Consider the following 14,865-nt stretch of genomic DNA (forward strand, 5'->3'; position numbering starts at 1 on the left):
GCCAAGATACTTGGCATGAACAGCCATTACGATTTGAACCCGGCGTCGGTGCTGCGTTTCGGCCCTTACGCGTTTCATTTGCGCCAGCGGCTGATCCTCGACGGGGATCGGCAATTGCGCATGGGTGGTCGCGCGCTGGACATTCTGCAAGTGCTGGTCGAACGCGCCGGGCGAGTGGTCAGCAAAGAGCAGTTGATCGCTCTGGTCTGGCCGACGTCGGTGGTCGAAGAGATCAACTTGCGTGTGCACATCGCTGCGCTGCGCCGCGCATTGCGCGACGGCGAGAACGGTCAGCGCTACATCGTCAATGTCCCGCAATGCGGTTACAGCTTCATTGCGCCGGTGCATTACGACAGCACGGCGCAATTGGTTTTCGAGCACTTGCAAGCGCCGCAACACAACCTGCCCGCCAGACTGACACCGGTCACCGGCCGTGATGCGCTGGTTGGCAGCCTGGTGCGGCAAATGCCGCTGTGCCGGATGATGACAATCACGGGCGCGGCGGGCGTGGGCAAAACCACCGTGGCGCTGCGCGTGGCCGAACTGTTGCTCGAGCATTTTTGTGATGGCGTATGGCGGGGCGACCTGGCGTCGTTCGACAACAGCACGCCACTGCTCGAAGCCGTGCTCGACACGCTTGAAACCGACTTCGCCACACTCACGCAGCGCCATGCCTTGTTGGTGCTGGATAACTGCGAGCACCTGCGTGAACGCTGTCAGGCGCTGGTGCAACACTTGCTCGACGCCGCACCGCGCCTGTCGGTACTGGCAACCAGCCGCGAGGCGTTGCGGGTCAACCTGGAAACGCTGCAGCCGTTGCGGCCGCTCACGGTGCCCAAATCGTCCGAGTTGATCAGTGTCGAGGAGGCGATGAGTTACTCGGCGGTGCAGTTGTTTGTCAGCCGTGCGCGCACCCGTCAGCAGGGATTCATGCTGCGTGAACAGGATCTCAAAGCGGTCTGCGATATCTGCCGTCGACTCGATGGATTGCCTTTGGCAATTGAACTGGCGGTGACGCAGATCGATGCGCTGGCACTGGTCGGGCTGCAGGCGCAACTGGGCAATTGCCTGCAGTTACTCAGTCATGGTCGGCGCACCGCCGTGCCGCGTCATCGAACGCTCAAGGCTGCGCTGGACTGGGGATATCAAGGCCTGAACGACGCCGAGCAATTGGCCTTGCAACGGCTTTCGGTGTTCCCGAAAGCCTTCACGCTGGATGACGCATTGGTCGTTGTCACCTGTACGAATCTGCCGGCGCAGGTGCTGGTGGCCGTGGTTGCGCAACTGGTCGCCAAGTCGTTGCTCTGTGTCGAGCGGGGCAGTGGAATAGCGCGCTACCGGATGCTCAACACCACGCGCAGTTACGCCCGCGAGCAATGGCTTTCACAGGCACAGCGGGCCGACATCGAGCAGCGCCATGCGCGCTACAAAAGCCGCGCTTCAGAGATTCAGTTGGCGGTTTAATTCATCCAGCAGGCTGCGCACTTTGTGCAAGTCCGGGGTGGCGTAGCCTTCGGTGAAGCGTTGATAGATCGGCGTCAGCAGTTCCAGCGCTTCGCGATAGCGGTGTTGCCGCTGCCACAGTTGCGCCAGTGAGGTGGCACTGCGCAACTCCCAGGCCCGTGCGCCTTGGGAGCGGGCGATGGACAGGGCTTGGAGGAGGATTTTCTCTGCTGTCTCAAGGTTATCGCTAGCTGAACTGACGTCATCGCTGGCAAGCCAGCTCCCACAATGATTTGCAGTTGAATCCAAATCTTCAGAACACCCCGCAAACCTGTGGGAGCTGGCTTGCCACCGATGGGGGGCTGGCAGACTGTCCCGATCCGCAGCCAACAGCCGATCCGCCCGCGCCCGCAAAATCTCCGCCGTGCTCCAACCCGCTTCGCCGCTGCGCGCTCGCTCGACCAGCGCCTCGTCGACAAACCGGTCATCCAGCGTGACCATGATTTCCCGGATCAAGCCACTGTCTTGTGCCTGCACCGGCGCAGCGTTTTCGGCATCGATCACCTGCGCGTAATGCCGCGCCCACGTATGGAACAGCAGTACCGAATGCTTCTGCGATTGTTCGAGCAGCAACTGCAACAGTGCGCGGGCGTTCTGCTGGTCACCGTTGTAATGAGCGATCAGGCACGTGGCCAAGGCCAGGGTGTAACAGATCGACGTGCCGTGGTTGATCTGCACGGCGATGTCGAGCGCCTGTCGCGCGGTTTTCCAGGCTTGCTCGGGGAAGCCTTGCAGCCACAGCACCCGCGCCAGCACCGTCAGCGAGGCAACGCTCTGGTCATATTGCACGCCAAAGCCGTGGGTGAACCGATTAAGGTGGCCGCTGTGGGCCATGCGCTCGATCACCTGTTCGGCGTGCTCCCGGGCCTGCGGCTGGTCGCCAGCGTAATGCAACGCCAGCACCCGCAACCGGTGTGTGCTCAGGGACAACAACGGATCACCGTGAGTGCCGAGCCGGTCGAACTGTTCGCTCTGTACCAGAGCCTTGCGGTAATGCCCGCAACTGAGGTTGACCGCCATGTGCCCGGACACCGCACGCAACTGTGCGGCGACATCGCCATGCTCCTGCGCCAGTGCGTCAGCCTTGACGAACGCGGCGATGGTTTCCGGCGTGCCGCCCCACGTGTGATAGCAAGCGCTACCGAGGGCCAGTTGCAGCGCAATGTTCAGATGCGGGCAGGGTGGCTGAATACCTTCAAGCAAATTCAACGCCTGGCGCACGTAGCCACCGTACTCCTTGAGCAGCGACAGCTCCTGCCAGAGCGGCGCCGACGCTGCCGTCAGGCGAATCCCCAGATCGTCCGGTCCTTCATCGTTCAAACACCAGCCCAGTGCTGCGCGCAAATCTTCCAGACCTCGGGCGTAGCGTTCGATCCACAATGTGGTCGGGGTGTTTTCCCAGTCCGCCTGCGCCAGATGCATCAACGCCAGACAACGTTCGGCATGGCGTTCACGGGTTTCAGTCAGTTCGGCAGCCTGTTCGAGTTTTTCCAGGGCATAGCGGCGGGTGGTGTCGAGCAGACGGTAGAAGACCTCTTCATCACCGACCTCGACACTGAGCAGTGATTTGGCGGCCAACTGCGTGATCGAGGCAAACACCGCACCGGGTTCGATCTGCGGGCCAACGATCACTGCCGCCGCAGATTCCAGAGTGAAACCGCCGCGAAACACGCTCAAGCGACGCAGGCCAGTCTGCTCACAGCGGTTGAGCAAATTGAAGCTCCAGTCCAGCGTGGCGCGCAGGGTCAGATGGCGCTCCAGGCTGCTCTGATTACCCGGTGCCAAGGGCGGCAGCCGCCCCTGCACCTGGCTCAGCAACCCCGCCAATCCCAATTCGGCGACCTGCGCCGCGGCCAATTCCAGCGCCAGGGGAATACCGTCCAGCCGATGGCAGATTTCAATCACCAAGGGCAACTGGGCATCGACTAATACGAAGTTTTCCTGCGCCGCCGTGGCGCGTTCGACGAACAGTTGCGGGGCTGAGAACGCGAGCGTTTGCTGGTGATCCAGCACGGTCGCCATCAATGGATAATCGAGGGAATCCAGACGCTGCACATATTCGCCTTCTGCCCGCAGGCTCTCACGGCTGGTGGCGAGAATGTGCACCTTCGGCGCCCCGCGCATCACGCTCTCGCTGAGTGTGGCAACGGCATCAATCAAATGTTCGCAGTTGTCGAGCACCAGCAGCATCTGGCGTTGACTCAAACCATCGACCAGACACGCCAGCGGATCACTCTCGTTCAGTGTCAGATCGAGCAGGGCGGCCACGTGCGAGCAGATCAGTCGAGGATCGTTGAGCGGCGCCAGATCCACCAGTCGAACGCCGTCACGATACCGCTCTATCAGTTGCTCGGCGACGCGCAGGGCGACGGTGGTTTTGCCGATCCCGCCGGGACCGACGAGGGTGATACAACGCTGGCGTGGCAGGTGCGTCATCAGGCTGTCGACCAGCGCCTGGCGCCCGATCATTCGCGTGCGGCGCAGCGGCAGGTTGTGCCGGGTGGTAATGTCGGCTGAGCGTGGCTCAATGGATTGCGAAAGAATCGGTGCGACGAAACTGTAGCCGCGCTGGGCCACGGTAATGATGTAGCGCTGGCCGGCCTGCCCATCGCCAAGGGCTTTGCGCAGCGCCGCCATGTGCACACGCAGGTTGATGTCTTCGACCACACTGTCCGGCCACACCGCCGCCATCAACTGCTGCTTGCTCAGAACCTCTCCGGCATGCGCGAGCAACGTCAACAGAATGTCCATCGCCCGGCGGCCCAAGCGCAAGGGTTGGTCGCCTTCGAGCACCAAGCGTTGAACAGGATCAATCCGATAGGGGCCGAAACCGATGGCCTGATTCGGGGAAAGACTCAACAGCTCGCTCCTGCGGTGATGCGGCGGACAAGACGAATCAGGGCCGGGCGCGCGCGCAGGCCTTCTGATCCGGGGTGTCCCGGCATAATCCTCAGGTTTTGGCGTCAGCGCAACGGCTGGCGCAGAAGCGAACGTCAAAACAGGGCAGGTTGTGGACGGCGGGTCTTCGGTTCACGCATGGCCTGACAGCGCCAGGCAAACGGGTTGATGCCTTCGCTGCGGGTGAACATATGGCAGAAATGCGCCTGATCACAGAAGCCGCATTCCAGACTGATCTGCGTCAGGCTCAGGTCGGTGTGCTGGATCAGCAGCTTGGCGCGGGCGATGCGCTGGGTACGGATCCAGTCTTGCGGCGATACCCCGGTGCTGCACTTGAAGGCGCGGGAGAAATGGCTGCGTGACAGCGAACAGGCGCGGGCCAGTTCGGTCACCTCAAGGCTTTCGCCCAGGCGTTCGAGAATCAGTTGTTTGACCTGTCGTTCGCGTTGTGGACTGAGTCCACCAATGGCGCTTTTGCGCGGTTCGCAGGCAGGGGCGAGGGCGACGGTTTGCTGCAAATAAGCCATGGCCAAGGTCCGTGTCGGTGGGGAAGGCGCGGGCAGCGCGCTCCCACAGGTCAAAAATCAACGCTGCGCAGAGGGACTCATTGTTGGACGGGGCGTGGCCAGTGACGAGTTAATCGTTGTTAATTTCGCTCAGGCCCCACGTTCACAGGGCCGCGGATCGCGTAAAGTGCGCAGCACTTGCGTCTGGTTGGCTATAAGGAATCCGTGCCCATGAACCGTAACGATCTGCGCCGCGTCGACATGAACCTGCTGGTGATCTTCGAAGCACTGATGTTCGAGAAGAACCTGACCCGCGTCGCCGAAAAACTGTTCATGGGCCAGCCGGCGGTCAGTGCGGCGCTCGGGCGTTTGCGTGATCTGTTCGATGATCCGTTGCTGCTGCGCAACGGTCGCGGCATGGAGCCGACAGCACGTGCGCTGGCCATCCTCAAGGAGCTGCAGCCGGCGATGGACGTGATTTCCGGTGCGGTCAGCCGGGCCAAGGAATTCGACCCGACAACCAGCTGTGAGGTGTTTCGCATCGGCTTGTCGGATGACGCTGAATTCGGCCTGTTTCCGCCATTGCTGCGCCAGCTTCAGGAGGAAGCGCCGGGCATTGTCGTGGTCGTCCGTCGCGCCAATTACCTGTTGATGCCGGCATTGCTGGCGTCCGGCGAAATTTCCGTTGGCGTCAGCTACACCACCGATCTGCCGGCCAACGCCAAGCGCAAGAAGCTGCGCGACATTCCCTGCAAAGTCCTCCGTGGTGATGATCGTCCGGGGCCGCTGACCCTCGACGAATACTGCCAGCGCCCGCATGCGATGGTGTCGTTCTCCGGTGATTTGAGCGGCAATATCGACGTCGACCTGGCCAAGGTCGGCCGCTCGCGCCGCGTTGTGCTGGGAGTGCCGCAATTCAGTGGCTTGCGTGCCTTGCTTGCCGGCACCGAGATGATCGCCACCGTGCCGGATTACGCCGCCTGCGCTTTGGTCGAGGGTTGTGCGTTGCGCGCCGAAGACCCGCCGTTCCCGATCGATGCGGCACAGTTGTCGATGGCGTGGAGCGGGGTGCATGACAATGATCCGGCGGAGAAATGGCTCAGATCGCGGATCAGTCAGTTCATGTCGGCTGCGCTGGATATCGAGCAGAAATGAGGCTGTGCATAGTCCCTGGATCAACCTGGGCCGTTCGTCGGGAACATGCCTTGACCTGTAACTTCTGACAGTAGCGCCAATGCACATTCCAATGTGTGATGAGGTGGTGTCCTTTGGGGCCATATCAATCATGCAAGGAGTGAATGATGAACCGTCCATTGGCCACGATCACCACTGACGACTTGCCACCACCTTTCGTTCGGGAGAGCTCGGCTCCCGCCCTCTTGAATCCGGCGCATGCCAGGTTTTCGCTGACGATCGTCGTGGAAGCTGTCCTCGAGTCCACCGACAGAATCAGTGTCAAATGGCAGGGCGCACCGGGTACTCCCGCCGAGGGCTCATACACCTCGGGCTTTTCGGAAGTGGGCGACAGACGCCCGGTAGAGCAGAAGTTTTTGTCTTCGTTGGTGTCTATCAACCAAAGCAGGACGGTCACGCTGACCTACGACATCATTCGCGGCAACGCCGCGCCAGTCACGTCTCAACCGCTGATTCTGTACGTGTTGCCGTTGGCACAGAGTGATCTGCCCAGGCCCTTTATTGAGCAGGCAGAACACGCCGGTGAGGGACAGCTGCTGTTTGTGCACGACCTGAGCCTGTTTGCGTTGAGAATCAATGCGTGGCTGCTGATCAGGCGAGGTCTTTTTTTCTGGGCCTGGCTCAAAGGCACCAACGCCAACGGCAGCGTATTTGAACAACGTTACTGGTTTGCTCCCGACAACATGGTCGACCTGGACTTCTTCCGCTTTGGCTTTTTCAGGCAAAACTTCCCCGCTGATCCGCTTAAGGGACTCAAGGATGGTAGTGTGCTGACGGTCGAGTTCAGTGTTTCGTTCGATGGTAATCTGGTCGAGGCTGATGCAATCCGCTTCGCACCGCGCCACTACATTGTCAAAACCAATGCGCCTCCCACTCCGGGAAAACCCGCCATCCTCTCGGTTAAAGATGCCGCCGGCCAAGACATTGCCAATGGCGGCGAGACGACCGATACCGGCGTAACAATCAGCGGCAGCGCGACGGCCGGCGAACAAGTGGAGGTTTTTGACGGGAGTGACTCCAAGGGCATGGTTCGCGCCGATTCCGGTATTTGGCAGCTTCCCTTGTCTCCTCTGAGTGTCGGTCCGCACCCGTTCAAGGCGCAGGCTTTGTATGGCGATGGAGAGATCTCCGACCTATGGACGATCACCGTCAAGCAGGTTCAACGTGGTGAGCTGTCCATTCAGGAGTCTGCCGATAGCGTCAATCTCGACCCGCTGAATGCCACCGCTTCCCTGACTGCAGTGCTGGATTACGACCAGCAACCCACCGATATGGTTTCTGTCACGGTGAAGGCCGCTGACGGTACCCCCGCTGTGGGTTCACATACCTCCACGCCGATTGCCGCGGGCACTACAAGACCTTTGAAGATCAATTTGCCGGTGTCGCTGGTGGCATTCAGCATCGGAAAAATAATGGAGGTGACCTTCACCTATACCCGAGGCGCTTCTGCCCCGGTGACTTCGCAACCTCTGCGCCTCAACGTTTTGCCGATTGCCCGCGATCGACTCACGGCGCCACTGATCACTCAGGCCAACGGCAGCGATATTCTCGATCTGAAAGACGTTCAATCCGGCGCAAATCTGTTGTTTGGTGTCTGGCCGCACATTTCTGTGAATCAACGTATCTGGCTTGATCTGGAAGGACAGAGAGACACCGGGACGCACAACCTGCAGATGTGGGTAGGGACGACGAACTTGGTGCATCGAGCCTGGGTTACCAATGGCAGCATCAGGCCTGTGGTCTCGGCCAGCTATCTGCGACTGCTGAAGGAAGGCAGCAAGCTGGTCATTCGCTTCAGGGTCAATCTGGATCAGGTTGCGAACCTCGATACGGCAGCGATCTTTCAAACGCGTGAGTACACCATTCGGGCTGTGCCTTAGCCAATTCGAAACCTGTCCGTTCTACTGTGTGATGAGCCGGGGAGATTTGTCTTTCCAGACGATACCGTTCGTCTTGAATTGGCACACAACTGTCAGAACTGTCAGGTGCGCAATGCCCTGATTCGCGATCTGCTAGGACCTGTCCATACCTCACTGCACAGGAACCTGGCACATGAGTACGTCCCGATCCAGCGACACCAGCGTGTTGGCACTTTTTCCACCCGACATCCCTGAGGCCGACCACTCGGTGGTGGGCGCAGACGTTGGCATACCGTTGAAAATATCCGATCAGGTCGCCGACGGGCTCGGGGCAACGGTCCGCGTTGACCCGATTGCCAGTGGATCGATAAATCCAGGCGACGTCATTCAACTGTTTCGCGAGGGTGAGTCGGCATTGCTGGACAGTCAAATCATCTCTGACGTCAATGCAGTCATTTTTCTGCGCATTCCGAATGGACGGCTGTCTTTCGACCTGGTCAATCGGGTGTTCTTCAATATCGTGCGCGGTAGTCAGAACATCGCCACCTCGCCGAATCTGACCGCGCTGTACAACAAGATTCGCCCAGGACTCAAGGACACCCAGCCCACAGTCGAAGGCCATAGCGAACTGCACTTGGTGTTGCCCGATGCCATTCTCGAAGGCGTTGGAGCTGACTTTACCAGTGCTCAGGTTTGCGTCAGTTATCCGTATTGCCGGGCTTACGACGTGATTACCTTGAAGTGCAACGCTAGCCTTCTGAATTACACCGTCAAGCCGACTGAGGCGCTACCGCCGCCCAATCCGGGATCGGCCGTTCCCATCACCGTTTGTTTCCCCGTGACCCGGGCCTTTCTCGACAGCGCCAAGCGGCCGGACCAGACATTGGAGTTCGCTTTTACCGTCACCGATCAACTTGGTAACACCGTCGATCCCGATGCGCTCTGGTCGGCTTCGCAGATCGTCGACGAAAATCTGGAGGGTACCCGGTTCGCGCCCCTGATCTTTCGGGAGAGCCAGGCGGACAGCGGCGATGTCTCGGAAATCATTGACCGGGAGAAACTCGGTAAAAACCCGCTGCTGTTGATTGTACGCACCGTCGACATCCGTCTGCGCTCAGACGACATCATTCGGGCAACCTATCGCTCCCAGGTCGCAGGTCAGCCGGACGTAGTGGTTGACGGCAAAATCGAAGCCGACGATTTCGGACAGCTCAAGCCCGTCATCTTGCAAGTGGCCAATGACCAAGTGATTTCCGGTGATGCGGTAAGTGGGTTTTATCAGGTATTGCGTAACGGTGTGCTGCTCGGCATTTCCAGCACCGCTACGGCACGGGTGGTGGGCGAAGGCTTGCCGGAGCTGCAACCGCCGCGATTGCAGAAGTCTGTCAACGGCGTGCTCGATCCAACGGATCCTGCCAACCTTCAAGGGGCGAACGGGCAGGTTGAAGTTCTTGGGTTTCAGCCGGGCGATACGGTTCGGCTGATTGTCGAAGGCGCTCCCGGCGCAGGATCGCCAGTGTTTGAAGCGAAGCCTCTGAACGCCAACAGCCGGGCCAACTTTCCTCTGGATCTGGCCTTCATCGCAGCGAACAGGGGTAAACCGGTCAAGCTTCATTTCTTGTTACTGCGCAATGGCCGGATATTCGAATCGCCATCGTTGTCGGTTTTCATCAGTGAAGCACCGAGTCTCGTTGTGCCTCTGGTCATTGGCTCACGCGGGACCACGGTCAGGTACTGGTCGAATAAAGGCAGTTCGCGGATTCTGTCGGCGCTTGATCCGGTCAGTCTCCAGCCGATGGAAACAGTGTGGCAGTACGAAGGCGATAGCCGGCAGTTTCGAGGTCAGCGTTTCGATGATGTCCAACCCCGGCGTTTGCTTCGGGTTGGCAGCGCTGGATATCAGGTGGTGTTGCAACGTGCCAATATCTTCGGCAACGGGTGGGGTGATCCCGCTACGCCTCGCGAAGAACATGGGGTGCTTGTCGCCCTGAGGGATTCCGACAGTCTGGTGGCATGGGGCGATCGCGGCTACGGGGGAATTCTGCCGCCTGCCATTGCTGCACTGCGCGATATCACTGAGGTGTTCGGTGGTGCACGGGCTATTGCGGCATTGCGCGCTAATGGTTCTGTCGTCGGCTGGGGAGACGCCGGTTTCGGTGGTGTGGTGTCCGCCGAAGTTTCGCGCTTGACCGACGTCATCAACGTCACACCCGGCGGCTATGGCTTCGCGGTCATTCGCGCCAACGGTCAAGTGCAGGCATGGGGCGACGCCCGCTTTGGCGGGGCAGTACCGGCGGCCATCGCGCGGCTCAGCACTGTCGTCAGCGTTTTTGCGACGGTCTCGGCATTCGTGGCGTTGCTCGCCAGTGGGCAAATTGTCGCCTGGGGCGATGCGCGTTTTGGTGGCGCCTTGCCCGCAGAGATCGCCGCGCTGCGCGACATCGTCGCAGTCACCTGCAACCACAACGCCTGCGTGGCGCTCAGAGCCAATGGCACGGTAATGGGTTGGGGGGAGGGGCGTTCTGGAGGGGAGGTGCCCGCCGACATTGCCCGACTCACCAATATTGTCGAAGTGACCAGCTCCGGGTCTTCGTTCGCGGTGCGGCTGTCCAGCGGGCGAGTTGCCGCGTGGGGTAATCCGGCCGCAGGTGGCCTGGTGCCGTCGCGAATTTCCGCCTACACCAACGTCATCGAACTCATTGGCGGCGGCTATGGTTTTGCGTTACGCCTGGACAGCAACAGGATCGATACATGGGGCGATCAGGACCAAGGCGGCAGGGTTCCGGACACCGTGGCGCGGCGGGACGACATCATGCAGATCGCCAGTACCAATGGTGCCTATGCGGTGTTGTATGCCGACGGCACAGCCGATGCTTTCGGCAATCCGGTTTGGGGGGGCGATGTCCGTTCAGTTGCCAGTCAATTGACAAGCGTCAGGGCGATTACCGGTAACGCCCAGGCATTCGCCTTCCTGACGGCTGACGGCAGAGTGGTGACCGCCGGACTCCCGGGGGGCGGAGGGAATAGTGATGCGGTTCAGGATCAACTGTTCCGCCAGCTTTCCTATTACCTCGTTTAGCCATCAGACCGCTGACGATACAGGCGTTGCTGCAGCTTTCGGCAGCGCCTGTACCGGTTGAGGCTTTCACTTTAAAGAGAGCACGTACATTCAAGTTTTCCCCTCCCGGCCTCGGCATCATTGCGTTCGATAAGAATTCAAGGGCGTGAGGTCATGAACACTTCGCAACAGAATGAACGGGCGCGCGACCTCGGTCTGCTGTTCCTGCGGGCCAGCGGCGGGCTGTTTCTGCTGTGGGTTCACGGCTTGCCCAAGCTGCTGGACTTCACCGCACAGCTGCAACTGATCGAAGACCCGTTCCACCTCGGTGCCCACCTCACGTTGATCCTGGCGATCTTCGCCGAAGTCGTCTGTCCGTTACTGATCGTCGCCGGATTACTGGCGCGATTGGCCTGCGTGCCTATTCTCTTTGTGCTGCTGGTGGCGCTGCTGGTCGTGCATCCGCAATGGAGTGTGGCCGAGGGGCAGTTCGGCTGGTTGCTGTTGATCCTGTTTACCACTGTGTTGATCGCCGGGCCGGGACGGCTGGCGATTTCTGTTCGTTTGCCCGGAGTGTTGCGTTATGCCTGAAGTCCTCAATCCACAAGTACCGGGGGCCGATGAGACGGTCACGTTGATCATCAAACACCGGGTCAAGGCCGGTTTCGAGTCGGCATACGAGGCCTGGCTGCGCAATATCGTCCGTGTTGCGGGGCAACGCGAAGGGCATCTGGGCGTTGATGTGGTGCGCGGCAAGCGCGGCCGTCTCGACTTTTACACCTGCGTGCTGCGCTTCAGTTCCACCGAAGCGATGCAAGGCTGGCTGGAATCACCGCAGCGTCAGGCGCTGGTCGCCGAAGCCGCGCCAATGCTGGCTGATGGCGATCAGACCGAAGTCGCGCCGGTCAATGAATTCTGGTTTACCCCGCTCGCCGATGCCGCGTCACCGCCACCGCGCTGGAAGCAGGCCGTGGTCACGCTGCTGGTGATTCTGCCGCACACCTTGCTCGTACCGCTGATCTGGGGACCGCTGCTGGCGCTGCATCCGATTCTTTCCAACTACGTGGTCGCCACGTTCCTGATCACCCTGACCATCGTCCTCTCGGTGGTGTACGTGGTGATGCCACCGGTCACCCGTTTGTTTACGCCGTGGCTCGAAGCCAGCCAGGCCCATGAACACCTCGATTCCCAAGAAACCTCGCCACGCTGAGCGCGCGGGGTTTGCTCCTTTTCACTTTGCTTGAGGAACTGCGATGAGCGCCGATCTGATTCTGTTCAATGGCCAATTTCACACCGTCGACCGCACCAAACCACTGGCCAGTGCCGTGGCGATCACCGACGGCCGTTTCGTGGTTGTTGGCAACGATAATCAAGCCATGGCCCTGCGTGGGCCGAACACGCAAGTGGTCGATATGCATGGCCGCTGTGTCATCCCCGGCCTCAACGACTCGCACTTGCACCTGATCCGTGGCGGTTTGAACTACAACCTCGAACTGCGTTGGGAAGGCGTGCCGTCGCTGGCCGATGCGTTGCGCATGCTCAAGGATCAGGCCGACCGCACACCGACGCCGCAATGGGTGCGTGTGGTCGGGGGCTGGAACGAGTTCCAGTTCGCCGAAAAACGCATGCCGACCCTGGAAGAAATCAACCAGGCCGCGCCGGACCCCCCGGTGTTCATCCTGCACCTGTATGACCGTGCGTTGCTCAACCGCGCCGCGCTGCGCGTCGCCGGTTACACCCGCGACACGCCGAACCCGCCGGGTGGCGAGATCGTCCGCGACAGCAACGGCAACCCGACTGGCATGCTGGTCGCACGGCCGAACGCAATGATCTTGTACTCGACGCTGGCCAAAGGGCCGAAGCTGCCGCTGGAATCGCTGGGCACCTCGCCCCGCCAGTTCATGCGCGAACTCAATCGCCTTGGCCTGACCAGTGCAATCGATGCCGGCGGTGGTTTCCAGAACTACCCGGACGATTATCAGGTGATCGAGCAGTTGGCCAAAGACGACCAGTTGACCGTGCGCATCGCCTACAACCTGTTCACCCAAAAGCCGAAAGAAGAACTGAGCGACTTCCAGAACTGGACTGGCAGCGTCAAGTTGCATCAGGGCGACGACTTCCTGCGCCACAACGGCGCCGGCGAGATGCTGGTGTTCTCGGCGGCGGACTTTGAAGACTTCCTCGAACCGCGCCCGGATCTGCCGCAGACCATGGAAGAGGAGCTGGAGCCGGTGGTGCGCCATTTGGTCGAACAGCGCTGGCCGTTCCGTTTGCACGCCACTTACAACGAATCGATCAGCCGCATGCTCGACGTGTTCGAGAAGGTCAACCGCGACATTCCGTTCAACGGTTTGCCTTGGTTTTTCGACCACGCTGAAACCATCACCCCGCAAAACATCGAGCGCGTGAAAGCGTTGGGCGGCGGCATCGCGATTCAGGATCGCATGGCGTTCCAGGGCGAGTACTTTGTCGACCGCTACGGCAAGCAAGCCGCCGAAGCGACTCCGCCGATCAAACGCATGCTCGCCGAAGGTGTTCCGGTCGGTGCGGGCACCGATGCGACGCGGGTGTCGAGCTACAACCCGTGGACCTCGCTGTACTGGATGGTCAGCGGTCGTACCGTCGGCGGTCTGGCGCTGTATGAAGAAGGTCTGCCGCGCACCACCGCGCTGGAACTGTTCACCCACGGCAGCGCCTGGTTCTCCTCGGAGCAGGGCAAGAAAGGCCAGATCAAGGTCGGGCAACTGGCGGATCTGGCGGCGCTGAGCGCGGACTTCTTCCATGTCGAAGAAGAAGCGATCAAGTGGATCGAGTCGGTCATGACCGTGGTCGGCGGCAAGATTGTCTACGCGGCTGGCGACTTCGAAGACCTCGGCCCGCGTTCGATTCCGGTGCTGCCGGACTGGTCGCCGGTGGTGAAGGTTCCGGGCCACTGGCGGCCGAATTCGCCGTTGCAGGCGCAGGTTCACCAGTGCAGCGGCCCGTGCGCCGTGCACACCCACAGCCATGAAAAGGCGCGGATGTCGAATGCGCCGGTCAGCGACTTCGCCGGTTTCTGGGGCGCGTTCGGCTGTTCCTGCTTCGCTTTCTGATTTCCCCTGAAGCGCCGGCCATCCGGTCGGCGCTTCACGCTTCATCCATCCGTCCATCCAGGAGTTTTCCCATGAGCGTTCCTTACACACGTCTGAACAAAGATGACGCGGTTGTACTGCTGGTCGATCACCAGACCGGCCTGATTTCGCTGGTCCAGGATTTCACCCCGAACGAATTCAAGAACAACGTGCTGGCGCTGGGCGACATCGCCAAGTTCTTCAAGCTGCCGACCATTCTGACCACCAGTTTCGACGCCGGCCCGAACGGCCCGATCGTGCCTGAGCTGCGCGAGCAGTTTCCGGATGCGCCGTTCATTCAGCGTCCGGGCCAGATCAATGCCTGGGACAACGAAGACTTCGTCAAGGCGATCAAGGCCACCGGTCGCAAACAACTGATCATTGCCGGTGTGGTGACTGACGTTTGTGTGGCATTCCCGACCCTGTCGGCGATTGCTGAAGGCTACGAAGTGTTTGTGGTGACCGACTCGTCGGGCACCTTCAACACTACCGTGCAACAAGCGGCGTGGGCGCGGATGTCGGCGGCGGGTGCACACCTGCTGAACTGGTTCTCGGTGGCGTGCGAGCTGCAGGGTGACTGGCGCAACGACATGGAAGGTCTGGCGCATTTGCTGTCGGAGCGTCTGCCGAACTATCGTAATTTGATCAACAGCTATACCAAGTTCACTGCCAAGTAATCGGCTGATCTTGAAGAGCCCCTCATCGGAACGCCGCCCGCCTAACCCTCTCCCGGAGGG

The 14,865-nt window shown here is 60.5% G+C and carries 10 protein-coding genes; 8 read left to right on the top strand and 2 right to left on the bottom strand.

Annotated features, from left to right (window positions below):
* The first annotated feature begins 15 nt into the window (after nt 1–15).
* Nucleotides 16–1,464, top strand: coding sequence for an ATP-binding protein (locus tag AK821_RS25275; RefSeq protein WP_064392582.1), 1,449 nt, complete (start codon nt 16–18; stop codon nt 1,462–1,464).
* Here AK821_RS25275 and AK821_RS25280 read toward each other — a convergent pair.
* Nucleotides 1,441–4,362: an ATP-binding protein gene (locus tag AK821_RS25280; RefSeq protein WP_064392584.1), complete on the bottom strand. Its 2,922-nt coding sequence runs from the start codon at nt 4,360–4,362 to the stop codon at nt 1,441–1,443. The genes AK821_RS25275 and AK821_RS25280 overlap by 24 nt on opposite strands.
* A 134-nt stretch (nt 4,363–4,496) precedes the next feature.
* Complete coding sequence (locus AK821_RS25285) at nt 4,497–4,928, bottom strand: helix-turn-helix domain-containing protein (protein WP_064392586.1); 432 nt, start codon at nt 4,926–4,928, stop codon at nt 4,497–4,499.
* 210 nt (nt 4,929–5,138) lie between these two features.
* On the opposite strand from AK821_RS25285, the gene AK821_RS25290 reads away from it, so the two are divergent.
* From AK821_RS25290 to ycaC, 7 genes are all read left to right on the top strand, one after another.
* Nucleotides 5,139–6,062 (top strand): LysR family transcriptional regulator, encoded by a 924-nt coding sequence (locus AK821_RS25290; RefSeq protein WP_064392588.1) that lies wholly within the window; start codon nt 5,139–5,141, stop codon nt 6,060–6,062.
* A gap of 146 nt (nt 6,063–6,208) precedes the next feature.
* Complete coding sequence (locus tag AK821_RS30965) at nt 6,209–7,981, top strand: hypothetical protein (protein WP_177330980.1); 1,773 nt, start codon at nt 6,209–6,211, stop codon at nt 7,979–7,981.
* Between the two features lie 172 nt (nt 7,982–8,153).
* A complete protein-coding gene (locus AK821_RS25300; protein WP_064392590.1) occupies nt 8,154–11,039 on the top strand; it encodes an RCC1 domain-containing protein in 2,886 nt (961 codons plus the stop codon).
* Between the two features lie 153 nt (nt 11,040–11,192).
* Complete coding sequence (locus AK821_RS25305; RefSeq protein WP_064392591.1) at nt 11,193–11,609, top strand: DoxX family protein; 417 nt, start codon at nt 11,193–11,195, stop codon at nt 11,607–11,609.
* Nucleotides 11,602–12,228, top strand: coding sequence for an antibiotic biosynthesis monooxygenase (locus AK821_RS25310; protein WP_064392594.1), 627 nt, complete (start codon nt 11,602–11,604; stop codon nt 12,226–12,228). Before AK821_RS25305 ends, AK821_RS25310 begins: the two co-directional genes overlap by 8 nt.
* 43 nt (nt 12,229–12,271) lie before the next feature.
* Nucleotides 12,272–14,110 (top strand): amidohydrolase, encoded by a 1,839-nt coding sequence (locus AK821_RS25315; protein WP_064392596.1) that lies wholly within the window; start codon nt 12,272–12,274, stop codon nt 14,108–14,110.
* Between the two features lie 71 nt (nt 14,111–14,181).
* The gene (gene ycaC, locus AK821_RS25320) at nt 14,182–14,805 is read left to right on the top strand and encodes an isochorismate family cysteine hydrolase YcaC (RefSeq protein WP_007913541.1); all 624 of its coding nucleotides are present in this window, start codon (nt 14,182–14,184) and stop codon (nt 14,803–14,805) included.
* Nucleotides 14,806–14,865 lie beyond the last annotated feature (60 nt).

Origin of the sequence: Pseudomonas sp. RIT-PI-r, from assembly GCF_001297015.1 — a bacterium.
In the GTDB taxonomy this organism is placed as follows: Bacteria; Pseudomonadota; Gammaproteobacteria; order Pseudomonadales; family Pseudomonadaceae; genus Aquipseudomonas.

What these genes read in the sequence shown, in the direction of transcription:
- AK821_RS25275 (WP_064392582.1), top strand. Translation starts at nt 16, where the DNA reads ATGAACAGCCATTACGATTTGAACCCGGCGTCGGTGCTGCGTTTCGGC.
- AK821_RS25285 (WP_064392586.1), bottom strand. Translation starts at nt 4,928, where the DNA reads ATGGCTTATTTGCAGCAAACCGTCGCCCTCGCCCCTGCCTGCGAACCG.
- AK821_RS25290 (WP_064392588.1), top strand. Translation starts at nt 5,139, where the DNA reads ATGAACCGTAACGATCTGCGCCGCGTCGACATGAACCTGCTGGTGATC.
- AK821_RS30965 (WP_177330980.1), top strand. Translation starts at nt 6,209, where the DNA reads ATGAACCGTCCATTGGCCACGATCACCACTGACGACTTGCCACCACCT.
- AK821_RS25300 (WP_064392590.1), top strand. Translation starts at nt 8,154, where the DNA reads ATGAGTACGTCCCGATCCAGCGACACCAGCGTGTTGGCACTTTTTCCA.
- AK821_RS25305 (WP_064392591.1), top strand. Translation starts at nt 11,193, where the DNA reads ATGAACACTTCGCAACAGAATGAACGGGCGCGCGACCTCGGTCTGCTG.
- AK821_RS25310 (WP_064392594.1), top strand. Translation starts at nt 11,602, where the DNA reads ATGCCTGAAGTCCTCAATCCACAAGTACCGGGGGCCGATGAGACGGTC.
- AK821_RS25315 (WP_064392596.1), top strand. Translation starts at nt 12,272, where the DNA reads ATGAGCGCCGATCTGATTCTGTTCAATGGCCAATTTCACACCGTCGAC.
- ycaC (WP_007913541.1), top strand. Translation starts at nt 14,182, where the DNA reads ATGAGCGTTCCTTACACACGTCTGAACAAAGATGACGCGGTTGTACTG.